Source organism: Bradyrhizobium sp. USDA 4341 (assembly GCF_054063755.1).
Genome location: NZ_JBSSGO010000002.1, coordinates 4889805 through 4913477 on the forward strand (window position 1 = coordinate 4889805; position 23673 = coordinate 4913477).

20 protein-coding genes and 1 pseudogene are annotated in these 23673 nt (G+C 65.0%); 13 read left to right on the forward strand and 8 right to left on the reverse strand.

Features of this window, described 5'->3' with window-relative positions; genetic code table 11:
• Positions 1–126: 126 nt before the first annotated feature.
• Both ACVIGB_RS29210 and ACVIGB_RS29215 read left to right on the forward strand, forming a co-directional pair.
• Positions 127–735, forward strand: a complete 609-nt coding sequence (locus ACVIGB_RS29210) for a YidB family protein (protein ID WP_092119936.1) — start codon at positions 127–129, stop codon at positions 733–735.
• A gap of 36 nt (positions 736–771) precedes the next feature.
• On the forward strand, positions 772–1050 hold the full coding sequence (locus ACVIGB_RS29215) for a GlsB/YeaQ/YmgE family stress response membrane protein (protein ID WP_092119939.1): 279 nt from the start codon (positions 772–774) through the stop codon (positions 1048–1050).
• Positions 1051–1245: 195 nt separating this feature from the next.
• On the opposite strand, the gene ACVIGB_RS29220 is transcribed toward ACVIGB_RS29215, so the two are convergent.
• The gene (locus ACVIGB_RS29220; protein WP_456720046.1) at positions 1246–2028 is read right to left on the reverse strand and encodes an SDR family NAD(P)-dependent oxidoreductase; all 783 of its coding nucleotides are present in this window, start codon (positions 2026–2028) and stop codon (positions 1246–1248) included.
• Between the two features lie 104 nt (positions 2029–2132).
• Positions 2133–2894 carry an N-acyl homoserine lactonase family protein gene (locus tag ACVIGB_RS29225; protein WP_456720045.1) on the reverse strand — a complete coding sequence of 254 codons (762 nt, stop codon included), beginning with the start codon at positions 2892–2894 and terminating at the stop codon, positions 2133–2135.
• A 194-nt stretch (positions 2895–3088) separates the two neighbouring features.
• On the opposite strand from ACVIGB_RS29225, the gene ACVIGB_RS29230 reads away from it, so the two are divergent.
• The 7 genes from ACVIGB_RS29230 to ACVIGB_RS29260 all read left to right on the forward strand — a co-directional run bounded on the left by ACVIGB_RS29230 (position 3089) and on the right by ACVIGB_RS29260 (position 11311).
• Entirely contained in the window at positions 3089–4717 is a 1629-nt protein-coding gene (locus ACVIGB_RS29230; protein WP_456720044.1) for an AMP-binding protein, read from the forward strand.
• A gap of 15 nt (positions 4718–4732) precedes the next feature.
• Positions 4733–5950, forward strand: a complete 1218-nt coding sequence (locus ACVIGB_RS29235; protein ID WP_456720043.1) for an ABC transporter substrate-binding protein — start codon at positions 4733–4735, stop codon at positions 5948–5950.
• Positions 5951–6008: 58 nt separating this feature from the next.
• Positions 6009–7142: an NADH:flavin oxidoreductase/NADH oxidase gene (locus ACVIGB_RS29240; protein WP_456720042.1), complete on the forward strand. Its 1134-nt coding sequence runs from the start codon at positions 6009–6011 to the stop codon at positions 7140–7142.
• 2 nt (positions 7143–7144) lie between these two features.
• Positions 7145–7996 (forward strand): IclR family transcriptional regulator, encoded by an 852-nt coding sequence (locus ACVIGB_RS29245; protein ID WP_092119952.1) that lies wholly within the window; start codon positions 7145–7147, stop codon positions 7994–7996.
• A gap of 230 nt (positions 7997–8226) precedes the next feature.
• The gene (locus tag ACVIGB_RS29250; protein WP_456720041.1) at positions 8227–9294 is read left to right on the forward strand and encodes an acyl-CoA dehydrogenase family protein; all 1068 of its coding nucleotides are present in this window, start codon (positions 8227–8229) and stop codon (positions 9292–9294) included.
• A gap of 40 nt (positions 9295–9334) precedes the next feature.
• Positions 9335–10468, forward strand: coding sequence for an acyl-CoA dehydrogenase family protein (locus tag ACVIGB_RS29255; protein ID WP_456749387.1), 1134 nt, complete (start codon positions 9335–9337; stop codon positions 10466–10468).
• A gap of 42 nt (positions 10469–10510) precedes the next feature.
• A complete protein-coding gene (locus ACVIGB_RS29260; protein WP_456720039.1) occupies positions 10511–11311 on the forward strand; it encodes an enoyl-CoA hydratase/isomerase family protein in 801 nt (266 codons plus the stop codon).
• 161 nt (positions 11312–11472) lie between these two features.
• Here the strand turns inward: ACVIGB_RS29260 and ACVIGB_RS29265 are convergent, their stop codons facing one another.
• From ACVIGB_RS29265 to ACVIGB_RS29280, 4 genes are all read right to left on the reverse strand, one after another.
• Entirely contained in the window at positions 11473–13587 is a 2115-nt protein-coding gene (locus ACVIGB_RS29265; protein ID WP_456720038.1) for an acetate--CoA ligase family protein, read from the reverse strand.
• A 276-nt stretch (positions 13588–13863) separates the two neighbouring features.
• A complete protein-coding gene (locus ACVIGB_RS29270; protein WP_456725050.1) occupies positions 13864–14619 on the reverse strand; it encodes a hypothetical protein in 756 nt (251 codons plus the stop codon).
• A gap of 15 nt (positions 14620–14634) precedes the next feature.
• The gene (locus tag ACVIGB_RS29275) at positions 14635–15429 is read right to left on the reverse strand and encodes an enoyl-CoA hydratase (RefSeq protein WP_456720037.1); all 795 of its coding nucleotides are present in this window, start codon (positions 15427–15429) and stop codon (positions 14635–14637) included.
• Positions 15430–15553: 124 nt separating this feature from the next.
• Positions 15554–16759 carry an ABC transporter substrate-binding protein gene (locus ACVIGB_RS29280; protein WP_456720036.1) on the reverse strand — a complete coding sequence of 402 codons (1206 nt, stop codon included), beginning with the start codon at positions 16757–16759 and terminating at the stop codon, positions 15554–15556.
• 210 nt (positions 16760–16969) lie between these two features.
• On the opposite strand from ACVIGB_RS29280, the gene ACVIGB_RS29285 reads away from it, so the two are divergent.
• Together ACVIGB_RS29285 and ACVIGB_RS29290 are read left to right on the forward strand one after the other, a co-directional pair.
• A complete protein-coding gene (locus ACVIGB_RS29285; RefSeq protein WP_456725049.1) occupies positions 16970–17692 on the forward strand; it encodes a thermonuclease family protein in 723 nt (240 codons plus the stop codon).
• A gap of 53 nt (positions 17693–17745) precedes the next feature.
• Positions 17746–19239, forward strand: coding sequence for a M48 family metalloprotease (locus tag ACVIGB_RS29290; protein WP_456720035.1), 1494 nt, complete (start codon positions 17746–17748; stop codon positions 19237–19239).
• Positions 19240–19399: 160 nt separating this feature from the next.
• On the opposite strand, the gene ACVIGB_RS29295 is transcribed toward ACVIGB_RS29290, so the two are convergent.
• Positions 19400–19801: a c-type cytochrome gene (locus ACVIGB_RS29295; protein WP_092119973.1), complete on the reverse strand. Its 402-nt coding sequence runs from the start codon at positions 19799–19801 to the stop codon at positions 19400–19402.
• A gap of 225 nt (positions 19802–20026) precedes the next feature.
• On the opposite strand from ACVIGB_RS29295, the gene ACVIGB_RS29300 reads away from it, so the two are divergent.
• Entirely contained in the window at positions 20027–20836 is an 810-nt protein-coding gene (locus tag ACVIGB_RS29300) for a transporter (protein WP_456720034.1), read from the forward strand.
• 123 nt (positions 20837–20959) lie between these two features.
• Here ACVIGB_RS29300 and ACVIGB_RS29305 read toward each other — a convergent pair.
• Positions 20960–22253 (reverse strand): annotated as a pseudogene (locus ACVIGB_RS29305) (MFS transporter).
• A gap of 246 nt (positions 22254–22499) precedes the next feature.
• On the opposite strand from ACVIGB_RS29305, the gene cyoA reads away from it, so the two are divergent.
• A complete protein-coding gene (cyoA, locus tag ACVIGB_RS29310) occupies positions 22500–23666 on the forward strand; it encodes a ubiquinol oxidase subunit II (RefSeq protein WP_456720033.1) in 1167 nt (388 codons plus the stop codon).
• The last annotated feature ends 7 nt before the right edge of the window (positions 23667–23673 follow it).

Sequence of the window (23673 nt, forward strand, 5' to 3'; positions counted from 1 at the left end):
GCTCGATAGCAGACCTGGGGTTGCCTGCCTATTTCTGCGCGCCGCCGCCCGGGTGGCCCGCCTTGTAACCGTCATGGCCCGAAGCTATGTTTCCCGCTCGGGGCACGGTTGCGGCAGGAGACGATCATGGGTTTACTCGACGTACTCAACGGCATGCAGAACGGGCCCCGCGGTCCGAGCGCGCCAAGCGCACCATCCGACAGCTCCAGCGGCGGCGGCAGCGGAATGTCGCCGATGACCATGGCCATCCTGGCGTTGCTCGCCTGGAAGGCGGTCAAGCATTTCTCCGGCGGCCAGCCGGGCGCGACCGCCCCTCAGCCGACGCCCGCGCAGGCGCCGTCGCTCCCCGGCAATGTCACCGCGAGCCTGCCCGGCGGCGCTGGTGGCGGCGGGCTCGGTGATCTGCTCAAGGGCGGCCTTGGCGGCCTGCTCGCCGGCGGCGCAGCCGGCACCGTGCTCAGCGGCGGCCTCGGCGACCTGCTCAGCCAATTGCAGCAGAAGGGCCATGGCGATACGGCCAATTCCTGGGTCAGCAACGGTCCCAACAAGCAGATCGCGCCCGGCGATCTCGCCAACGCGCTCGGCGCCGACCAGATCGACTCGCTGGCGTCGCAGAGCGGCATGTCGCGCGACCAATTGCTGCAGGGCCTGAGCCAGTATCTGCCCGACGCGATCAATCATCTGACGCCGGACGGCCGGCTGCCGAGCGGCGACGAGCTGAACGGCCGGCTTTAGCGCCAGCGTTGATTCCATCTGAGGAGGACGACAGTCATGGGCGGCATCATCTGGGTCATCATCGTCGGCTTTGTCGCGGGGATCATCGCGCGGCTCCTGTCGCCGGGACCGAATAATCCAAGCGGCTTCATTCTCACCACCGTGCTCGGCATCGTCGGCGCGTTTCTCGCGACCTTCATCGGCCAGGCCATCGGCCACTACGGCCCTGAACAGGGCGCCGGCTTCATCACCGCCACGATCGGCGCGCTGGTGGTCCTGTTCATCTGGAACCGGCTGGTCGCGGCGCGCGTGATCCCGGATTTGGGAAACAAGTAAAGCCAGCCGCCGTTCTGGTTCAAATCAAAATGCCCGGGCCTGGCCCGGGCATTTTCGTTTCTGCAACCACTCCGAAGACGTGGATGGCTAGAGCATTTTCGGTTCTGATTGAATCAGAACCGAAGCTCTAGATTCTTGTTTTGACGCGTTTTCTTCACGCGAACCGGTGTCCACTTCGCTCGAAAACGCTCTAGCTCACTGAATGAGATGCATGCCGGCGTCCATGCGGACGAATTCGCCGGTCATGTTGCTCGACGCCGGGCTTGCCAGGAAGCAGACCAAGTTGGCGATATCCTCGGCTGACGACGCGACCTTCAGTGGCACACGCGCGATCACGGCGTCACGCACCTGCTTCGCGCCGTCCTCGCCGCGGCCCTTGGTGAACCACGGCGTATCGATATAGCCCGGGCACACCGTGTTGACGCGGATCAACGGCGCCAGCGCGCGCGCCAGCGACTGCGTCATGGTGTTGAGCGCGCCCTTGCTCGCGGCATAGGCCACCGACGAACCGCCGCCGGAAATGCCGGCGATCGAGGAGACGTTCACCACCGCCGAGGGACGGCCGGATGCCTTCGCACCGGCCTCGAGCAGCGCGCGCGCAGCACGGACCATCTGGAACGGACCGATGGTATTGACGGCATAGATGCGCTGGAAATCCTCCGCCGTCAGGCCGTCGAGATCGTGATGCGGCACATGCTTGGTGGTGCCGGCATTGTTGACGAGTATGTCGAGGCGGCCCCAGCCCTGCGCAGCGGCTGCGATCTTCTTGCAGTCCTCATCGCGCGAGACGTCGCCCTGCACCACCAGCACCTCGGCGCCCTGCTTGCGGCAGGCTTCCGCGGTCGCCTCGGCTTCCGCCTTGCTGTTGGAATAGTTGATGATGAGGCGCGCGCCTTCGGTGGCGAGGATTTGCGCGGTGGCGGCGCCGAGGCCCGATGCCGATCCCGTCACGATCGCGCACAAACCATCCTTGGACATCTGCATTTTCCTTGTTGTTGTGAGCCAGATGAACTCCGGCGGCGGCATACCATATCGCGCGGGATGCCATCTGCAAACCGCGCCAAGGCTTCAGGTACAGGCCCTCACATATACGCGTTCGGGCCCTTTTGCAGGCTGGCCCATTGCGCATCGTCATGGCCGCAGATGATCTTGACCCCGGATGCCTCGAGCCTCGCGATCTCGTCGAGCGAGTTCAGGAACTGGTCGACGTCAAGGCTGTTCCTCGGTGAGGTTCGCTGATCGAGATTGGCGCGCACGCTGAGCGCGTCGGACGCGAGCAAATATTCGCCGCTCTGATCCAGCTTGACCAGCGCGCCGGTCGTTCCCTTCGAATGTCCCGGCAGCGGCACCAGCGTCAGTCTGCCATCGCCGAACACATCCGTCTGCCGGTCGAAGATCTCCATCTTCAGCGGATGATCCCAATCCGCCTTGATGTATCCGCGATCTCGCGCGTTATCCGCGTTCGCGGCCTCGACCTCGAGGGCGTGAACGAAGATCGTCGCCTTCTTGAAGAACGCGTTGCAGCCGCAATGATCGGTGTGCAGGTGGGAGCAGATCACCACGTCAATATCGTCGGGGCCAAGGCCAACCGCCTTCAGGCTCGTCAGCACATGATCGTCCGCCGGCATGATCGGCTGCATGTATTTGGCGAGCGTCCCGAGCCGCCCTTCGGGATCGGTCGCGACGTCGGGATGGCATCCGGTGTCGAACAGCACATTGCCCTGCGTGTGCCGCAGCAACACGCAGGCGACCGGCAGATCGATCATCTCGCCGCGCGCGGCGTCAGGCAGATAAGTGCGCCTCGACATCCGCAGACGTCCGCCCGACAGCATATGCATCTTCATCTCGTTACCTCCCGACTTGGCTTCAAACTACATATGAGTTTTTTAGAAACTCATAATCAATTTGACAGCACATTACCCACCCTTATAGCTTCCGCGCAACGCCGCGATCGCGGCAACGCGCTCAACGAAGCAGCTCTCTAAGGACCGGCATCGTTGACATCGACCTGCGGCCGCCAGAGGGAAGCTTCGCCACGATGTACACCGTGTTCAGCGTGTTCGCTGCGACTGCAGATGCGGCGGCGTTCAAACCCTTCCTCTGCATTCCCGCGCGTCCCGACCGCGGCTATTTTCCCGATGGCGTCGAACTGTCCTATGGCGACATTGCGCGGCAGGTCTGCGCATTGCGCGAACAATACCGCGCGGCCGGCTTTGGGCATGGACACCGCGCCTGTCTGTTGCTGGAGAACCGGCCCGATTTCATCGTGCATTGGCTGGCGCTCAACGGTCTCGGGGTCTCGATCGTTCCGATCAACCCGGCCTATCGCGCGGCGGAAATCGCGTATCTCTTTGCGCATGCCGAGCCCGACCTGATCGTCACGCTGCACGATCAGAAGGAGTTGCAGAAGGCGCTGACCGGCACTGTGCCCGTGCTCGAAGTGTCCGGCGACGATCTCAGCATGAGCGTTGAGAAAATCCCGCAGGCGCAGCAGCCGCCACCGCGCGCCGGCGAGCCGGGAAACGAGACCGAGGCAGCGCTGCTCTACACGTCGGGCACGACGGCGCGTCCGAAGGGCTGCATCCTGACCAACGAGTACGTGGTCTCGACCGGCCGCTGGTACGTCAGCCACGGCGGCGAGGCGACCTATCATGCCGGCACGGAGCGCCTCTACAGCCCGCTGCCGCTGTTCCACATGGCCGGCCTGACGCTGACCCCGATCGCGATGATGCTGACCGGCGGCTGCCTGATCCTGCCGGAGCGTTTCAACGCGAAATTGGCCTGGCGCGACATCGTCTCCTGCCGCGCAACGGTGCTGCACTATCTCGGCGTGATCGTCGCGGCCCTGCTCGCCCAGCCGGAGACGCCGGACGAGAAGGCCCATGCGCTCCGCTTCTCGATGGGCGTCGGCGCCAATCCCGAGCAGCGCGCGCGAGCCCGCGAGCGCTTCGGCATCCCGTTCGTCGAGGGCTGGGGCATGACGGAGACCGGACGCAGCCCCTTCAACACGGTCGAGCCGCGCCATCTCGAGACCAACACGATCGGCCGCAGCGTGCCCGGCCTCGAAATGACGATCCTCGATGCCGACGACAACGCTGTGCCGCCGGGCACGGTCGGCGAACTCTGCGTGCGTCATTCCGAAGCGACGCCGCGGCGCGGCTTCTTCTCCGGCTATCTGAAAGACGCCGAGGCCACCGAGCAGGCCTGGCGCGGCGGCTGGTTTCATACCGGCGACAGCGCGTGGCAACACGCGGACGGTGCCTTCGTGTTCGTCGACCGGTTGAAGCACCTGGTGCGGCGCGCCGGGGAAAACATCTCGGCCGCGGAGATCGAGGCCGTGCTCACGACGTCGCGTCTGGTCAAACAGGCGGCAATCGTTGCCGCGCGCGATCCGATCCGCGACGAAGAGGTTGCGGCCTTCATCGTGATCAACGACGGCGCTGCCGCTTCGCGCGCGCTCGCGCAGGAGATCTTCCATTTCTGCCGCGAGCGCCTCGCGCCGTTCAAGCTGCCGGCGTGGATCGCCTTCGTCGGCGACCTGCCGCTGACCTCGACCAACAAGATCCAGAAGCACACGCTGCTCGGCCCGGACCGGGACCCGCAGTCGCATCCTGACATGATCGACCTGCGGCAAGAAAAGACCAACGCCATAAGGCAATCGAACTAGAGGAAACCAGGGACCATGACATCGAAATACGGATGGATCGCCGCGAGCGCTGCGTTGCTGACGGCCACCTTCGCAGCCGCGCCATCCCACGCGCAGATCTCCGACGACATGGTGAAGATCGGCGTGCTGACCGATCAAGCCGGCCTCTATGCCGACGCTGCCGGCCCCGGCGCGGTCGAAGCGGTCCGGATGGCGATCGCGGATTTCGGCGGCAAGGTGTTGGGCAAGCCGATCGCGATGGTCGATGCCGACCATCAGAACAAAGCCGACATCGGCGCCGGCATCGCGCGGCGCTGGTATGAGCAGGAGAATGTCGACGTCATCGTCGATTTCGCCAATTCCGCCGTCGCCTTCGCCGTGCTCGAGCTCACCAAGCAGAAGAACAAGGCGATGCTGGTGTCGTCGGCCGGCTCCTCCGACCTGACCGGAAAGGGCTGCTCGGCCAATTCGGTGCAGTGGACCTACAACACCTATGCGCTTGCCAACAGCACGGTTCGGGCACTGGCCAAGGAAGGCGCGAAGAGCTGGTACTTCGTCACGGTCGACTATGCCTTCGGCCACGCCCTGCGCAACGACGCGGCCAAGACCGTGGAGAAGGTCGGCGGCACGATCGCGGGCGAGGTGCGGCATCCGCTCAACAGCATGGATTTCTCGTCGTATCTGTTGCAGGCCCAGAGCTCGAAGGCGGATGTTATCGCCTTTGCCAACACCGGCGGCGACCTCGCCAATTCGATCCGGCAGGCGCAGGAATTCGGGCTGGCGCAGCAGCAGAAGCTGGCGGCCTTCCTGATGCAGACCAGCGACATCCACGCGATCGGCTTGCAAGCCGCCCAGGGGTTGCAGCTCGCCACCGCGTTCTATTGGGATCTCGACGACAAGACCCGCGACTTCGCCGCGCGCTTCATGGCCAAGACGAACAAGCGGCCGACCATGGTGCAGGCCGGCCTCTACTCCGCTGTCATGAACTACCTCAAGGCGGTCGAAAAGTCCGGTACCGACGACGGTCCCAAGGTGATCGCGCAGATGAAGGACATGCCGATCGACGACTTCTTTGCCCGCAACGCATTCCTGCGCGCGGATGGCCAGCTGATCCACGACATGTATCTCGTGCAGGTGAAATCGCCGGCCGAATCCAAGGGCGCCTGGGACTACGAGAAGCTGGTTCAGGTCATCCCGGGCAAGGAAGCGTTTGCGACGCCCGAGGAGAGCGCATGCCCGCTGCTGAAGAAATGATGCTCTCACGAATTCGCAAGACCACAGGCAAGAAACCACAAGCAAGGCTGGACATCGCATGACCGAACTGCCGCTGCTCTTTACCCCGCTGCAACTCCGCGACCTCGAACTGAAGAACCGGATCATGGTCTCGCCGATGGCGACCTATTCGGCGCAGGACGGGCGCGCCACCGATTGGCACACCGCGCATATCGGCAAGCTCGCCGCCGGCGGCGCCGGTCTCGTGTTCGTCGAGCAGAGCTCGGTGAACGTCCAGGGACGCATCACCCATGGATGCCTCGGCATCTGGGACGATACGCACATCGCGGACCACGCCGCCCTCGCCGCGCTGATCCACAGCTTCAACGCCAAGGCCGCAATCCAGATCGCACATGGCGGCCGGAAGGGCTCATCGCAGCGGCCGTGGGAAGGCGGCAATCCGCTCGGCGAAGCCGACATCAGGGCCCGCGGTGAAGGCCCGTGGCAGATCGCGGCCTCGAGCGGCATTCCCTTCGACGACGGCTGGCCCGCGCCGCAGATGCTGACTTCAGAGCAGATCGATGTCCTGGTGGACGATTACCGCCAGGCGTTTCGCCGCGCCAGGGCCGCCGGTTACGACGTCATCGAGCTGCACTGCGCGCACGGCTACCTGATGCACTCGTTCCTGTCGCCGCTCGCCAACAACCGCAACGACGAATACGGCGGGTCGCGCGAAAATCGCATGCGCCTGCCGCTGCGGATCGCAGGCATCATGCGCGAGGAATGGCCCGACCACCTGCCGGCCTTCGTCCGCATCTCGTCGGTCGACGGCGTCGACATCGGCTGGTCGATCGAGGACTCGATTGCATTTGCCACCGAGCTGAAGGCGATCGGGATCGACATGGTGGACTGCTCGTCGGGCGGCATGAAGCTGCCGCGCGGCAATTCGCTGGTGTCACGCTCCCCGGGCTTCCAGGTGCCGTTCGCCGAGCGCATCCAGAAGGAAGCGGGCATGCCGACGGTCGCGGTCGGGCTGATCCGCGAGCCGGACTACGCAGAAGCCATCTTGCGGGACGGCAAGGCGACGCTTATTGCACTCGGCCGCGAACTGCTGTGGAATCCGAACTGGCCCGCGCAGACGGCACTCGCGCTCGGATGCGATCCCGAGTGGACGAGCTGGCCCGAGCAATATGGCTGGTGGCTGAAGCGGCGGGTGGCACAGCAGGGACGATAGCGATGCCGGTGGCGAAGAAAGATGCAGCGAAAGCCGGCGCGGTCGCCGGCCCGCGGTCTTTCGACGGCCCCGATTTCCCCGGCGATACCTCGCGCGACCTGCCGAAGATGGACAATGCGGTCAAGTCGGCGCGGCGCGTGTTCGACGTGCTCGAATTCTTCGAGGAGCACCAGCGCGCCGCTTCCGCCATCGAGGTCGCAGCCGCGCTCAAATTCCCGCAGTCCAGCACCTCGGCGCTGATGCGGACGATGACCGCGTTCGGCTATCTGCACTACGACACCAGCCGCCGCACCTATATCCCGACGCCGCGGATCTCGATGCTGGGGCACTGGCTGAGCCCGGCGCTGTTCACGCGGGGGCGCCTGATCAATTTGATGAACGAGCTCTCCGAGAAAACCGGGGAGACCATCATGCTCGCGGTGCGCAACGGGCTCAGCGCGCAATATGTCCATATCGTTCAGGCCAGACTGCCGATGCGGCTGTATGTCAAGACCGGAACGCTGCGGCCGCTGGCGCGATCCGCATCGGGTTACGCGCTGCTGTCGGCCTATCCGGACAAGGAGGTCCGCCGCCTGGTGCGCCTGATCAACGCCAACGAGCCGCGACCCGATCGGCAGATCGACATCAAGGCCTTGCTGCTGGAGCTGAAGAAGGTCCGCGCCAAGGGGCATGCCTTCTCGCTCGGCCTGGTCACGCCGGGCGCGGGCGCCGTTGCCATGAACCTGCCGCCATCAGCGGAATCGAACGAGCCGCTGGTGCTGTGCGTGGCCGGACTGAACGACGCGCTGGTCACACAGGAGACCGAGTTCGCCGACCTGATGCGGAAGGCGATCGAGTTTCATCTGGCGGACTGAACTTATGTCGCCGGTCAATTTGCTTCCGCGCGTGGCATACAAACCGAGGCGGTCGAAAGTTCACTATGCGGAATTCATGCATCGGGTCCGGCTTCATGCCATCCGCGCAAGTGGCCCTGCGGGCAACGCTTGTCACGGCTATGGCTTTTCCGCATCATTGAGCGCAAGACAACGTCGCAAGCAGGGCCAGCCGAACGGCGAGCCCCAAGCCAATCAACACGAGGAACGCTGTGGCGGAGAGTGAGAACATCGTCGCCGAGACCGCGGAAAAGATTTTCGCCGATCTCGCGGATGCCCAAACCATCAATCACGACAAGCACGGCGCATGGAAGGCGCCGCTGTGGCAGGCGCTGACCGAAGCCGGCCTGCCGCTCTCCTGGGTGCCCGATGATCTCGGCGGTTCCGGCGCCAGTCTCGCGGAAGGTTTCAGCGTCCTCAACGTCGCCGGAAGGCACGCGATTGCTGTTCCGCTGGCCGAAACAATGCTGGCGGGCTGGCTGCTGACGCAAGGCAAGATCACCTCCCCGGAAGGCGAGATGACCGTGCTGCCGGCAAGCCCGAAGGACCGCGTCACGGTTGGCGCTGACGGCTCGCTCTCCGGCCGCGCCCGCGGCGTGCCGTTTGCCAAGGAGGCAAAACATTTCGCGGTGCTGGCGAGCGGCAATGGCGGCATCTCGATCGCGCTGGTCGATGCCGCGAAGTGCCGGATCGAAACCGGCATCGGGCTAGGCGGCGATCACAATGACACCGTCACGCTCGACAAGGTGCAGCCGGTCACGACCAGGCCGGCACCCAAGGGCTTTGACCAGACCACGCTGATGCTGATGGGTGGCGTGGTGCGGTCGCTCCAGATCGCGGGCGCGCTGGAATCGATGCTCGACATCTCCGTGCGCTATTCCAACGAGCGCGTCGCGTTCGAGAAGAAGATCTCCAAGTTCCAGGCGGTGCAGCACAACCTCGCACGCCTCGCCGGCGAGTCCGCAGCAGCGCTGGCCGCCGCAACTTCGGCGGCTGACACCATCGCGAGCGCGACATCGCTCGACAATGACGCGGTGTTCCTCGAAGCCGCGGCGGCAAAGATCCGCTGCTCGGAAGCGGCCGAGAAAGGCAGCAGCATCGCCCACCAGGTGCATGGCGCGATCGGCTTCACCATCGAGCACATCCTGCACCGCTATTCGCTGCGCGCATTGGCGTGGCGCGACGATTTCGGCTCGGAGAGCCACTGGGCGGTCGAGCTCGGCAAGCTCGTCGCCGAGCGTGGCGCCGATGAATTGTGGCCGCTGGTGGCTTCGCGCTGAGATCAGGACAGAGACATCATGACCGCAGCCCTTCGATCCGATCCGCCTGCCGGAGAAATGCGAGCAGCTCCGCAAGGAGGTGCGCGCCTTCCTCGCCGAGGAAATCGCCGCCGGCACCTTCGATCCCCACGCGCCGAACCGCGAGGACAATGACGCGCCGGAATTCTCTCGCCGCGTCGGCGCCAAGGGCTGGCTCGGCATGACCTGGCCGAAGAAGTATGGCGGCCAGGAGCGCTCGTTCCTCGAGCGCTATGTGGTGACCGAGGAGATGCGGGTGGCGAACGCGCCGACCCGGCGCTTCTTCGTTGCCGACCGCCAGAGCGGGCCGGTGCTTCTGAAATACGCGCCCGAGCACATCAAGATGGACATCCTGCCGCGCATCTGCCGCGGCGAGGTCTGCTTTGCGATCGGCATGAGCGAGCCGAACTCCGGCTCCGACCTGTTCGCGGCGAAGACCCGGGCCACCAAGACCGATGGCGGCTATCTGATCAACGGCACCAAGATCTGGACCTCGTCCGCGCATATCGCCGACTACATGATCGCGATCTTCCGGACCTCGCCGCCGACCAAGGAAAACCGCCGGCACGGCCTGACCCAGTTCCTGGTCAAGATGAAGCAGCCCGGCATCGAGGTGAATCCGATCGGCCAGATCACCGGGCAGTTCGAATTCAACGAGGTGGTGTTCACCGATTACTTCGTACCCGACGATCACGTGCTGGGCGAAGTCGACGGCGCCTGGAAGCAGGCGACGTCCGAGCTCGCCTATGAACGCTCCGGTCCCGAGCGCTTCCTCGAAACCTATTACGTGCTCACCGAGCTGGTGCGCGCCGTCGGCAAGAATCCGGATACCCGCAGCGCCGAGGGTATCGGCCGTCTGGTGGCGCAGGTGCACACCATGCGCCGCATGTCGGTGTCGGTCGCCGGCATGCTGCAGGCCGGCAAGGAGCCGGTGGTGGAGGCCTCCATCGTCAAGGACATCGGCACGGTGTGGGAGCAACAGCTGCCGCATCGCGTCCGCGATCTCGCGGCGTTCGTCGAGGAGACCGCGACCAATCGCGAGACGCTGGAAAAGCAGCTCGATTTCGCCATCAAGACCGCGCCCAAGCTGACGATCCAGGGCGGCACCACCGAAGTGCTGCGCGGCATCATCGCCCGCGGCCTTGGTTTGCGCTAGCCGCGCGGGCTCGGCCTTCGCTAATTCAACGAGGACAGATCAATGACCAAGTACACTGATATCGGCGTCGAGACCCACGGCCATGTCGGCCTGATCGAAATCCGCAAGCCGCCGCTGAATTTCTTCGACGTCGCGCTGATCAACCAGATCGCCGACGCGCTGGAGGAGTTCGACAACAACATCGAGATCCGCGCCTCGGTGCTCGCAGCCCAAGGCAAGGCGTTCTGCGCCGGCGCCAATTTCGGCGATCCGGCCCGCCAGGAGCAGGAGGAGCGGTCCAAGAGCGATCCGGCCTCCAACCTGCCGATCAACCATCTCTATGTTCAGGCGGTGCGCATCTTCCGTAACAAGAAGCCGATCGTCGCAGCGATCCACGGCGCCGCGATCGGCGGCGGCCTCGGCCTTGCCGTCTCCGCCGACTTCCGCGTCGCCTGCCCCGAGGCGCGTTTCGCGGCGAACTTTACAAAACTCGGCTTCCATCCGGGTTTCGGCCTGACCACCACGCTGCCGGAACTGATCGGCAAGAACAATGCGGAGCTGATGTTCTACACCAGCCGCCGCGTCACCGGCGAGGAAGCCTATCGCTGGGGCCTCGCCAACGTGCTGGTGCCGCAGGACCAGGTGCGGGCTGAGGCGATGAAGTTCGCGCAGGAGATCGCCGAATGCTCGCCGCTCGGCCTGGTCTCGACCCGCGCCACCATGCGCGCCGGCCTCGCCGACCGCGTGCTCGCCGCGACCAACCATGAGCTGGCCGAGCAGACCAAGCTGCGCGCGACCGAAGACTTCAAGGAAGGCGTCAAGGCCACCGCCGAGCGCCGCGTCGCCAACTTCAAGGGGCGGTGAGACGCGAGCACCGCTCTTTCAATGCGTCGTCCCGGCGAAAGCCGGGACCCATAACCACCGATGCGAGTGGCGAGACAAGCCGACTCCCCTTGTGCCCTTTCCGCGGGCCGCGGCGTATGGGTCCCGGGTCAAGCCCGGGACGACGGTGGGGAGATACCTCGCTAGCCTTTCGGCACCACCAGCGCATCGACGATCGTGACGCCCTGCCCCTCCGGATGGACCAGCACCGGATTGACCTCGATCTCAGCGATCTCGTCGGCATGCTGCGCCGCCAGCACTGAAATCTGCGAGATCAACCGCGCGAGCGCGGCGACATCCGCTTTCGGCGCACCACGGAAGCCGTGCAGCAGCGGCGCGGCCTTCAGCGTCTCCAGCATCGTGGTCGCCTCAGCCGGGCTCACCGGCGCCGGACGATAGATCACATCCTTGAACAACTCGGTCGTGATGCCGCCGAGCCCCACCATCACCATCGGCCCGAATGTGGCATCTAGTATGGTGCCGACGATGATCTCGACGCCCTTCTTCGCCATCGGCCCGACCAGCACGCCCTGAATCGCGGCATCCGGCCGCGCCTTCTGCACGCTCTCCAGCATGTCGCGATAGGCCGTGAACGCCGCGCCCTTGGCGGCGATGTTGACGCGGACGCCGCCGACCTCGCTCTTGTGCGCGATCGCGGGCGATTGGATCTTCATGACAAGTGGAAATCCGGCCCGCTCGATCGCGGCGTCGAGCCCGTCGCGATCGGTCACCAGCACCTCATCCGGCAGCGCGATGCCGGCGGCGCGCAGCAGCGACTTGCTGTCATATTCGGAAAGTGTCTTCGATCTGAGATACGCGGAAAGATCGTGCGCCTGCGACGCAGATGCCGCCATCTCCGGCGTGGGCTTGAAGGCTGCATAGTCCGCCAGCCGCCGCATCGCGACGCCGACATGGGTCAGCCCCGAGAGCACCACCACGCCCGACCTCGCGAGCTCCTGCCGCGCGAAGTGCGACGGCAGCGTGTAGGAATAGAACACCACCGGCTTGTTCTGCGCCGAGATCACCGGCTTCAGCTCGGCCTCCTTGAACGGCATCCGCGTTTCGCTCGACAGCGACAGCACGACCAGGGTCGCGTCGACCTCATTGGATGCATCGAACAGCTCGATGCTCTTCTGCAGGCCGCCGGACGAGACGCCCTGCGCGGTGACGTCGACCGGATTGCCTGCCGCGCCATAGGACGGCATCCATTGCTTGATCTGGCTCTGGATCGCGACTGAGAGCTCCGGCACGCGCAGGCCCTGCATCGACACGGTGTCGGCGCCCCAGATGCCGGCGCCGCCGGACACCGTCAGCACCGCGACGCGGTCGCCCTTCGGCAGCGGATTGGTGGTCAGAACCGCGGCAATGGTCACGGCCTCGTCGAGATCGTTGGAGACGATGAAGCCGTATTTGGCGAACACCGCGTCATAGGCCGCCGACCAGCCCGCCATGCTCGCGGTGTGCGAGGCCGCCGCGCGCTCGCCGGCGCCGGAACGGCCCACTTTGGTTACGATGACGGGCTTCCTGAGCTCTGCCGCGCGCTTCGCCGCCGTCAGGAACTTGTCGACGTCGCGGATGCCCTCGATGAACAGCAGGATCACGTCAGTCGCGGGATCCTGCACCATGTAGTCGAGGAACTCGCCGGCGCCGAGATCGCTCTCATTGCCGGCGCTCACGACATAGCTGAGCGCGACACCAAGCGCCTTGGCGCGATGATAGATCGCAAAGCCGATGCCGCCGCTCTGCGCGACAATGCCGATCCGTCGCTTGGTCGCGACCAGATCCGGCGCATGCGGCTTGACGTCGACGGTCGGGCTGAAGGTCGCGGCGACCTTCTGCACCTGACTGTAAAACCCTTCGGCGTTCGGACCCGAGATCCGCATCCCGGTCCGCTTCGCCAGCGCCACGATCGCGTCTTGCATGTCAGCGCTGTCGCCGCCCTCCTCGGCGAAGCCGGACGAGATAATGACCGCGTTCTTGACGCCGGCAGCCGCGCACTGTTCCAGCGCCGGCAGCACCGCGCGCGCGGGAATGACGATGACGGCGAGATCGATCGGCGCGCCGATATCGGCGATCGACTTGAAGCATTTCAGCCCGTCGATCTCGTCATAGTTCGGATTGATCGGATAGAGCGCACCGGAATAGCCGTTCTTGCGCAGCATCGCGAGCAGCCGCCCGGGAATCTTCTCGTGATCGCGCGAGGCGCCGATCAGCGCGATGCTCTTTGGGGCGAAGAAGGTTTCGAGCGGATGCGGCATGGAGGCGTTCCGTTGTTGTTATTGCGCTCGACGATATTGGATCGTTGCCGCGGGCTCAACCTTACCCCGTCCTCCTGAGGAGGCCGCAATGCGGCCGTCTCGAAGGATGAATCGGCCCGGCTGGTGGCCGATGCATCCTTCGAGGCTCGCTTCGCTCGCACCTCAGGATGACGGGTCGACGGCATGTAGCCTGGATGGAGCGCAGCGCAATCCGGGGGCGGTCCAACCGCGGACGGAGTGGCCCCGGATTTCGCTTCGCCCCATCCGGGCTACAGATCAGTCCGTCAGCTTGAACGTCACGCCGCAGAGCAGGAACTCGTCGCCCTTCACCGCGCAGCCCCTCGCTTTCGCGGCATCCAGCACCTTGGCCTTGTTGGCGACCCTGAAGGTCAAGCCGCTCATGATCTCGCTGTCGCCCTTGACGAAGCAGAAGGTCGCGTTCGGCAGCTTCACCACGGCATCAGCAGCGGGAATGCCGACGATCTTCCCCCAATGCGCCGCCAACCCCTCGGGCTCAGGGCTCTGCATCTCGACCTCGGTCAGCGCCAAGGTCCTGTCCTTGCGGATCGACTTCTGCCAATCCGGGCCGGCCGGCGGGTACGGCCCCAGCACATCATCGCTGCCGTCGGTGTGGTTGAACTCGATGAAGGCGGCGCGGCAGTCGCGCGGATGCAGTTGCACGCCGTGATAGGGCGCGTGCGTGATCACGTTGGCGGTCCGCACGCCGATCGCATTGGCCTTGGCGCCGCGCGCATCGGGATCTTCGCAACAGAAGATCGCCATGTAACCGCCGCGGCCGCCGGTCTTTTCCATGAAGCGGCCGGCCGCGGTGCCCGGACCCGGCTGGAACGGCGCAACCACCTCGAGCAGGATGGTATCGACCGGAAGCAGCGCGTTCTCGAGACCGTATTTGGCGACGTTGCCGTCGCGGTAACAGACGTCGAGGCCCATGATCGCGGAAATGTCCGCGATCACCGGCGCAAGCTGCGGCGCCACCAGGCAGATCTGCCGCAGCCGCACGTATTCGGCCATGTGATTGGTCACGGCTTACTGCCCCTGGAAGGTGGGCTTGCGCTTCTCGACGAACGCCTTGGCCGCTTCCGTGTGGTCGGTGGTCTCGCCGGCGCGGGTGTGGTGGATCGCCTCGCCGTCGAAGCAGGCCTCTAACGTCATGGTCTCGGCATTGTTGATGTTGCGCTTGATGTAACCGAGCGCCACCGACGGGCCCTGCGCCAGCGACCGCGCCAGCTCCAGTGTTTCGGCCTCGACGTCGGCATCGGGCACCACCTTGGAGACCATGCCGAGGTTGTAGGCTTCCTGCGCCGACAGCACCGGCGACATCATGTAGAGCTCGCGCGCCTTGGCGCTGCCGAGCATCTTGGTCAGGAAATAGGTGCCGCCGTAGTCGCCGGAGAAGCCGACCTTGGCAAACGCGGTGGTGATCTTGCAGGACGCGCTGGCGACGCGCAGATCGCAGGACAGCGCGATCGAGAGCCCGGCGCCGGCCGCCGCACCGTCGAGTTGCGCCACCACCGGCTTCGGCATCTGATGCAGGATACGCGAGACCTCCATGCCGCGGCGTAGGTTGGCCATCTTGGCCTCGAACGGCAGCGGCGCGCGGCCTTCGGCCATCGACTTGACGTCGCCGCCGACGCAGAAGGTGCCGCCGGCGCCCCTGATCAGCACCGCACGCACCTCGGTATCGTCCTGCGCACGCCGCGCCGCCTCGACCAGGCCGCGCGTCATGTCGGGATTGAGCGCATTGCGCCGATCCGGGCGGTTCATGGTGATGGTGAGCAGGCCCTTGTCGAGGGATTGGAGAACCATCTGATTATCGCTCATGGCGTTTTGCCTTTCGTTGTTGTTGGCTAGTACAGCGTCATTCCGGGATGGTCCGAAAGACCAGACCCGGAATCTCGAGATTCCGGATTCGATGCTGCGCATCGCTCCGGAATGACGCTTCGCGTCACTTCTTCACCAGCGGGCAGCGCGAGTCGGCCAGCGGCTGGAACGCCTGGTCGCCCGGCACGGTCGCAAGCAGCTTGTAGTCGTCCCAGCGGCCCTTCGATTCCGAGGGCTTCTTGACCTCGAACAAATACATGTCGTGCACCATGCGGCCGTCCTCGCGAATCCGGCCGTTCTTGGCGAACATGTCGTTGATCGGGGTCTCCTTCATCAGCTTCATGACAGCGGCCGGATCGGTGGTGCCGGCGGCCTTTACGGCCTTCAAATAGTGCGTCACGGAGGAGTAGACGCCGGCCTGGGCCGAGGTCGGCACCCGCTTGGTGCGCTCCATGAAGCGCTTGGTGAAGGCGCGGGTGTCGTCATTGAGGTCCCAATAGAACGCTTCCGCGAGCAGCAGCCCCTGCGCGGTCTCGAGCCCGACACTGTCGATATCGGTCACGAATGCCAGCAGCGGCGAGATCTTCTGGCCGCCCTTGGTGATGCCGAACTCGGCGTCCTGCTTGATCGCGTTGATGGTGTCGCCGCCGGCATTGGCGAGCCCGATCACCTTGGCCTTCGAGGCCTGCGCCTGCAGCAGGAAGGAGGAGAAGTCCGAGGTATTGATTGGATGCCGCACGCTGCCGAGCACCTTGCCGCCCGACTTCACCACGACATTGCTGGTGTCCTTTTCGAGGTCCTGACCGAACGCGTAGTCCGCGGTCAGGAAGAACCAGGTGTCGAGGCCGGATTTCACCGCGGCAAGGCCGGTCACATTGGCCTGCGCGAAGGTATCGAACACGTAGTGCACGGTATAGGGGCCGCAGGCCTCGTTGGAGAGGCGGATCGAGCCCGGGCCGTTGAACATGATGATCTTGCCGCGGGCCTTGGCGATCTCGCCGGCGGCGAGCGCAGTCGCGGAGGCCGCGACGTCAAAGATCATCTCGACGCCCTGGTTGTCGATCATGTCGCGGGCGATGTTGGCGGCAAGGTCGGCCTTGTTGAGATGGTCGCCGACCACGATCTCGACCTTGCGGCCGAGCACCGTGCCGCCAAAATCCTCCACCGCCATCTTGGCGGCGGTTTCGCTGCCCGAACCGGTGATATCGGCATAGAGGCTCGACATATCGAGGATGCCGCCGAGCTTCAGCGGAGGCTTGTCCTGCGCCAGCGACGCATTCGCCGAGATCGCAAACACACAGGCCAACACACCGGCCAAAACCCGTCTCATTCAAATCCTCCCTTGAAGCGCGGACCCAATTCCATCAGGTCCGTTTCGAGGGCCGGATCATGCCGTATGCCATCCACAGCGGCAAGCCGCGGAGCTGACACGTGTTTTCCGCTGAACGGAATGGTCAAGATGTGCGAAGATCGACCCATGCAGGTATTGTCGATGCAGAATCTGCCGATGCTGGCTCGCGGCACTTTCCTCGCCTACACGATGCTGCTTGCTTGCGGGGCAAGTCATGCAGCCGGATGCAATTTCGAGATTCAAGGCGAAGGTCGCGTCGCCGCTGTGGTCGATGCGCGAAGCCTGCGGCTGGACGACGGCCGCGAGGTCAAGCTCGCCGGCATCGAGGTGGCGGACCGGGCGAAGGCCACCACAGTACTGTCGGCGCTGCTGGTCGGACGCGAGGTGACGCTGCGCGGACAGGACGACACACCGGACCGCTACGGCCGGCAGCCGGCCTACGCATTCCTCGAAGGCAACGAGCATCCCGTACAAAGCGAGTTGCTGCGCCAGGGCCTCGCGCTGGTGTCGTCCGAGATCGCCGACAGGGACTGTGTCAGCACGCTGATGGCGGCCGAGGCCGAGGCGCGGGCCGCCCGATCGGGAACCTGGGCCGAGTCCGCGGTCATAAAAAACGCCGAAAGTCCGGACGATATTTTGGCCGGGATCGGGCGCTTTACCGTCGTCGAGGGCAGGGTTTTGTCCGTGCGTCAGGCGGGGGCGACGACCTACCTGAATTTCGGCCGAAACTGGACACGGGACTTTGCTCTGACTATTTCAAGGCGCATAGTCCCTGCGTTTGAGGCGGCCGGGCTTGCGCCCAAGTCTCTGGAAAATCGTAGGATTCGAGTACGAGGCTGGGTGGAAGCACGACGTGGGCCGCGAATCGAATTGCTCCGGGTGGGGCAGATTGAAGTACTCGGCGGGAACTAGGGGCCCACAGGCCACGGCCTGGCCGATTACGGGACAGTTTGTGGGTTTTTGACGTGATTGAGCGCGCTGGACGGCGTGAAGATGGAACTGGCCGCCGGCTTTCGGCTGCGCTGGCGCTCGTCTGCGCGACCCTGACGCTGTCAGCCTGCGGCAATGTCGGCCGCTTCGAGCAGGTCGCGCCGACCGCGGCGGCGGCGCCGGTGAAGCCGAACCGGGCGGTGCAGCAGACGCCCAACAGCGAGCGCGAGCATGAGCGCATACTGTCATCCTATGGCGGCGCCTATGACGACCCGAAGCTCGAGGCGCTGATCGGCAAGACCGTCGACCGGCTGGTCGCCGCGTCTGAACGGCCCGACCAGGCCTACAAGGTGACGATCCTCAATTCCGGCGCGGTGAACGCCTTTGCGCTGCCGACCGGCCAGCTCTACGTCACGCGCGGCCTGATCGCGCTCGCCAGCGACACCTCCGAACTCTCCTCGGTGCTGAGCCACGAGATGGCGCATGTGCTGGCCAAGCATGCCGCGATGCGCGAGGACCAGGCGCGCCAGGCGGCGGTGGTGACGCGCGTCGTCACCGACATGAGCACCGATCCCGATCTCACGGCGCTGGCGCTCGCCAAGACCAAGCTGACGATGGCGAGCTTCTCGCGACAACAGGAGTTCGAGGCCGACGGCATCGGCGTCGGGATCGCCGCGCGCGCGCATTTCGATCCCTACGGCGCGTCGCGCTTCCTGACCGCGATGGAGCGCAATGCCGCGCTCAAGATCGGCAAGACCGCGCTCGATCCGCGTGCGCAGGATTTCACCTCGTCGCATCCGGCAACGCCGGAGCGCATCTCCAATGCGCAGACCACCGCGCGGCAATACTCATCGCCCGAGAGCAACGAGCGCGACCGCGAGACCTATCTCGCCGCGATCGACAACATCGTCTATGGCGAGGACCCCAGCGAAGGCTTTGTGCGCGGCCGCCGCTTCCTGCATCCCAAGCTCGGCTTCACCTTCACCGCGCCCGACAATTTCACGCTGGACAACACCGCGCAGGCGGTGATCGGCGTGCGCGAGGGCGGCAGCCAGGCGATGCGCTTCGACGTGGTGCGGGTGCCGGCCGAACAGTCGCTCGGCGACTATCTGAATTCCGGCTGGATGGAAGGCGTCGAGAAGTCCTCGACCGAGGACCTCAACATCAACGGCTTTCCGGCGGCATCGGCCACCGCCCATGGCGACCAGTGGCAGTTCAAGGTCTACGCGCTGCGCTTCGGCAGCGACGTCTACCGTTTCATCTTCGCCGCCAAGCAGAAATCCACCGAGAGCGAGCGCAACGCGCGCGAGACCGTCAACTCGTTCCGCCGCCTGACGCTCGACGAGATCCAGGCCGCGCGCCCGCTGCGCATCAAGGTCATCAACGTGCAGCCCGGCGACACCGTGGAATCGCTGTCTCATCGCATGGCCGGCGTCGATCATCCGGCCGAGCGCTTCCGCGTGCTCAACGGCCTCGACGCCCACGCCCAGGTGAAGCCGCGCGACCGCGTCAAGATCGTGGTGGATTGAGGCTGCACGCACCCTCGCCACCGTCGTCCCGGCGAACGCCGGGACCCATCACCACAATTATCGATTGATGGAAAAAGCTGGGGCCGCAGCGCGCCCCAACAACATATTCCTGTGGTTATGGGTCCCTGCTTCCGCAGGGACGACGTAGAGAGAGAACGCCCTACTTCGCCTTCTCCTTGAGGAAGGCGATGATGTCGGCACGGTCCTTCGGATCCTGAACCTCGTAGAACATCTTGGTGCCCGGAACCATCGCATCCGGACCGGTGAGCCATTTGTCGAGATTGGCCTCGGTCCACACGATCTTCGAGTCCTTCAACGCCGGCGAATAATTGTAACCCGCGACCGAGCCGGCAAGGCGGCCCACCACCCCCTTGTGCATCGGACCGACGTCGTTCTTCTCGATCGAATGGCAATCGCCGCAGCCCTGGTACAGCGTGGCGCCGCGCGCCGGATCACCCGCCGCGCGGGCGCTGTTGACGGCGAGCAAGATCGCGATAGCCGCCATCGCGGCGATTTTGGCCTGCCGCGGCGCTAGCACGCCTGCGATCGAACGAATGGTCATTCCGGGGGGTCTCCTGTTTGCCACCACAACAGGAGCCGCCAGGCTGCCATTCTATTCCCCGAAATTCCCCCGCCCGTAATTGCGCTGGACGCCGGCCGCATCGATCGCCGACAATCGCACTTCTTGTTGAAGTTTTTTCCGCCCGCGAGGAATATCCGCGTCATCGGCCGATCTCTATTCAAGCTGCCACCTCCGCAGCGGCGCCGGGTTTTTGGAGCATCCCCAGTGTTTCACAATCGGTTCGGCGCCGTCGCTCGACTTGCCGAACTCGGGTGCGTGCTTGCTGCGCTCACCCTCGCAGCAGCCACCGCCGCGCGCGCGGACGGTTGTCCCAAGCCGAGCGACGAAATTGCGACCGACCGGCCCGACGTCACCAATTCGAGTATCGTCGTGCCGGTCGGGAGCCTGCAGAGCGAAAACGGCATCAACCTCACCGGCCGCAACAGTGGCCGCAGCATCGACGGCAGCAACAGCCGCTGGCGGCTCGGCATCGCGCCCTGCCTCGAGTTCCTGATCGACCTGCCGAGCTATACCGGCAGTGTGAGATCGCCGGGCGCCTCGGGCTTCTCCGACGTCGCGCCCGGACTCAAATGGCAGATCAGCCCGGTGCCGGGAAAGGTCGACCTGTCGATCACCGCCGGCGTCGCGCTGCCGACCGGCGCGGCCGCCATCGCCGGGCGCGGCGCGCAGCCCTACATCCAGCTGCCATGGTCATGGGAGCTGCATGACGGCTGGGGCGTCAGCGGCATGTTCACGGAATTCTTCCGCCCCGCCGAGCTGACCGGCCAGCACATGTCGGAAACGACCTTCGTGATCGAGAAGAAATTGACCGAGCGGATCAGCGTGTTCACCGAATATGTCGGCGACTTTCCCGACGGCGCGCGGCCGACCCAGCTGATCAATTCCGGCGGCCTGTACCGGCTCACACCGACCCAGCAGCTCGATCTCCACGTCGCGTTCGGGCTCAACCGCAACTCGCCGAATTACATCGTCGGCCTCGGCTATTCGTTCCGCGTCGACGGACTGTTTCGCTAAGCGAAGCTCGGTAGCCCGGATGGAGCGCAGCGCAATCCGGGGCAGGACTATCCGCGGTGAGAGCGGTCCCGGATTTCGCTTCGCTGCATCCGGGCTACAAGCAGAAGGAGACGGGCTACGGGACTAATTGACTTCCGCTTCGCGCAGGCCGCTGAGCCACAGCGCGAGCAGCGTCCACACGGCGCCCGACAACAGATACGCGCCGGCCGAGATCAGGCCGAAATGCGTCGCCAGCAACAGCGCGGCGAGCGGCGCAAAGCCGGCGCCGAACAGCCAGGCGAAATCCGAGGTCAGCGCCGAGGCGGTGTAGCGATAGGTCCGCGCGAAGTTCGAGGCGATCGCGCCGGACGACTGGCCGAACGACAGCCCGAGCAGCACGAAGCCGAGCACCATGTAGATCGTCTCGCCGAACGCACCGGCATCGAGCAGCTGCGGGGCAAAAGCCGCTATAGACCGCGATCGCGACCGCGGAGCCCAGCAGCAGCGGCTTGCGGCCGACGCGGTCGGCGATCATGCCGGAGGCGATGATCGCGACGACGCCGACCATGGCGCCGATCATCTCGATGATCAGGAACCGCACCGGGCTTTCCCTGGTGAACAGGAACACCCAGGACAGCGGAAACACCGTGACCATGTGGAACAGCGCAAAGCTCGCCAGCGGCGCGAAGGCGCCGAGCAGGATGTTGCGGCCCTCCTGCGCCACCGTCTCGCCGACGCGCGCCGGCTCCAGGTCGCGGCTTTCGAACAGCTCGGAATATTCATCCGTCGCCACCATGCGCAGCCGCGCGAACAGCGCCACCACGTTGATGGCGAAGGCGACGAAGAACGGATAGCGCCAGCCCCAATCGAAGAAATCGTCCGCCGAGAGGTTGCCGGCGAAGAACGCGAACAGCGCGCTCGCCACGATCAGGCCGAGCGGCGCGCCGAGTTGCGGCACCATCGCGTACCAGCCGCGGCGATTCGCCGGCGAGTTCATCGCGAGCAGCGAGGCGAGGCCGTCCCACGCGCCGCCCCAGGCAATGCCCTGCAGGACGCGTGCGGCGGCCAGGAGCCAGATCGCCGCGACGCCGATCGTGTCGTAGCCGGGCAGGAACGCGAGCGCGACCGTGGCGGTGCCGAGCAGGAACAGCGCGATGACGAGCTTGGCGCCCTTGCCGTGGCGGCGGTCGACCGCCATGAAGATAACGGTGCCGAGCGGCCGCGCGGCAAAGGCCAGCGCGAAGATCCCGAATGAATAGAGCGTGCCGGTCAGTTCATTGACGAACGGGAACACCAGCTTCGGAAACACGATCACCGAGGCGATCGCGTAGACGAAGAAGTCGAAGAATTCCGACGTGCGGCCGATGATGACGCCGATGGCGATTTCGCCAGGTTTCGCCTGCCCGTGACCTGACGCGGTCGGGGTGCCGTGAGCCATTGCTGGGGCCTGTGCCATCGCCGGAGAACCGTCCTTTGGAGCATGATCCGGAAAAGTCGAAACCGATTTTCCGAACAGGTCATGCTCAGACTAGAGATGAGGCCACGGGCAGCCTTTGCCACGCGGTCCACCTCACCTTCTGACCTCCTATCCCGCAGTGCAACATTGGACAAATTGTCCAATGTCAACTTTGCTGCATCGCAGCTACCCCTTGGCGGAACTCATAAAATCCAAGTGGGGTGAGCCGTGCGCGCCTTGAAATTGTTGGCCTTATTGCCGTTCGCGGCGCTCCTTGGCGGGTGCGATTTCGTCGTCCTGGCTCCTGCCGGCGACGTCGCCGTCCAGCAGCGCGACCTCGTCGTGATCTCCACCGTCCTGATGCTCATCATCGTGCTTCCGGTGATGGCGCTGACCATCTTCTTCGCCTGGCGCTACCGCCAGTCCAATACCGCAGCCCCCTATGAGCCGGAGTGGGATCACTCCACCCAACTCGAGCTCGTGATCTGGTCGGCGCCGCTTCTGATCATCATTTGCCTCGGTGCGCTGACCTGGATGGGCACGCATCTGCTCGATCCCTACCGCTCGCTCGGCCGCATCGCCGCCGACAAGCCGATCGAGAGCAAGGACGCCCCGCTCAATGTCGAGGTGGTCGCACTCGACTGGAAGTGGCTGTTCATCTACCCGGACTATGGCGTCGCCGCCGTCAACGAGCTCGCAGCTCCCGTCGACCGCCCGATCCGCTTCCGCATCACGGCCTCTTCCGTGATGAACTCGTTCTACATCCCTGCCCTCGCCGGCCAGATCTACGCCATGCCGGGCATGGAGACCAAGCTGCACGCGGTCTCCAACAAGGAAGGCACTTACAGAGGCTTCTCCGCCAATTACAGCGGCGCCGGTTTCTCCGGCATGCACTTCGAATTCAAGGGCCTGTCGACAACCGATTTCGACAAGTGGATCGGCACCGCCAGGGCCAGCGGCAGCATGCTCGGCCGCACCGACTATCTGCAGCTCGAGCGTCCGAGCCAGAACGATCCGGTCCGTCTCTATCGCTCGGTCGATCGCGATCTCTACAAGGCGATCCTCAACATGTGCGTCGAGCCCGGCAAGATGTGCATGAGCGAGATGATGGCGATCGATGCCAAGGGCGGCCTCGGCCGCGAAGGCCTCAACAACACGCTGCCGCTCACTTACGACAAATACGCCCGCCGCGGCGCGCCGCTCGGCACCGAACCGACCTTCGTCGCCGGGATCTGCGCGATGGACGAGATCAAGGACGCGCCGTCGCGCGACGTTCTCGCGCCGCTCGACCTGACGCCGCTGCGTGGGGTCGGGCTGAAGCGCCCGCCGTTCTCTCCCGCCCATCCGTCATCGACATCCTTGCTGCTCGGCCAGCGCCCGAAATCAGACTCCTGAGGAGCGC

Excerpts from the sequence above, each read along its gene's own strand:
- ACVIGB_RS29280 (WP_456720036.1), bottom strand. The coding sequence starts at position 16,759 with ATGAGACGGGTTTTGGCCGGTGTGTTGGCCTGTGTGTTTGCGATCTCG.
- ACVIGB_RS29285 (WP_456725049.1), top strand. The coding sequence starts at position 16,970 with ATGCTGCTTGCTTGCGGGGCAAGTCATGCAGCCGGATGCAATTTCGAG.
- ACVIGB_RS29225 (WP_456720045.1), bottom strand. The coding sequence starts at position 2,894 with ATGAAGATGCATATGCTGTCGGGCGGACGTCTGCGGATGTCGAGGCGC.
- ACVIGB_RS29215 (WP_092119939.1), top strand. The coding sequence starts at position 772 with ATGGGCGGCATCATCTGGGTCATCATCGTCGGCTTTGTCGCGGGGATC.
- ACVIGB_RS29245 (WP_092119952.1), top strand. The coding sequence starts at position 7,145 with ATGCCGGTGGCGAAGAAAGATGCAGCGAAAGCCGGCGCGGTCGCCGGC.
- ACVIGB_RS29295 (WP_092119973.1), bottom strand. The coding sequence starts at position 19,801 with ATGACCATTCGTTCGATCGCAGGCGTGCTAGCGCCGCGGCAGGCCAAA.
- ACVIGB_RS29260 (WP_456720039.1), top strand. The coding sequence starts at position 10,511 with ATGACCAAGTACACTGATATCGGCGTCGAGACCCACGGCCATGTCGGC.
- ACVIGB_RS29240 (WP_456720042.1), top strand. The coding sequence starts at position 6,009 with ATGACCGAACTGCCGCTGCTCTTTACCCCGCTGCAACTCCGCGACCTC.
- ACVIGB_RS29210 (WP_092119936.1), top strand. The coding sequence starts at position 127 with ATGGGTTTACTCGACGTACTCAACGGCATGCAGAACGGGCCCCGCGGT.
- ACVIGB_RS29220 (WP_456720046.1), bottom strand. The coding sequence starts at position 2,028 with ATGTCCAAGGATGGTTTGTGCGCGATCGTGACGGGATCGGCATCGGGC.
- ACVIGB_RS29230 (WP_456720044.1), top strand. The coding sequence starts at position 3,089 with ATGTACACCGTGTTCAGCGTGTTCGCTGCGACTGCAGATGCGGCGGCG.
- ACVIGB_RS29265 (WP_456720038.1), bottom strand. The coding sequence starts at position 13,587 with ATGCCGCATCCGCTCGAAACCTTCTTCGCCCCAAAGAGCATCGCGCTG.
- ACVIGB_RS29270 (WP_456725050.1), bottom strand. The coding sequence starts at position 14,619 with ATGGCCGAATACGTGCGGCTGCGGCAGATCTGCCTGGTGGCGCCGCAG.
- ACVIGB_RS29275 (WP_456720037.1), bottom strand. The coding sequence starts at position 15,429 with ATGAGCGATAATCAGATGGTTCTCCAATCCCTCGACAAGGGCCTGCTC.
- ACVIGB_RS29235 (WP_456720043.1), top strand. The coding sequence starts at position 4,733 with ATGACATCGAAATACGGATGGATCGCCGCGAGCGCTGCGTTGCTGACG.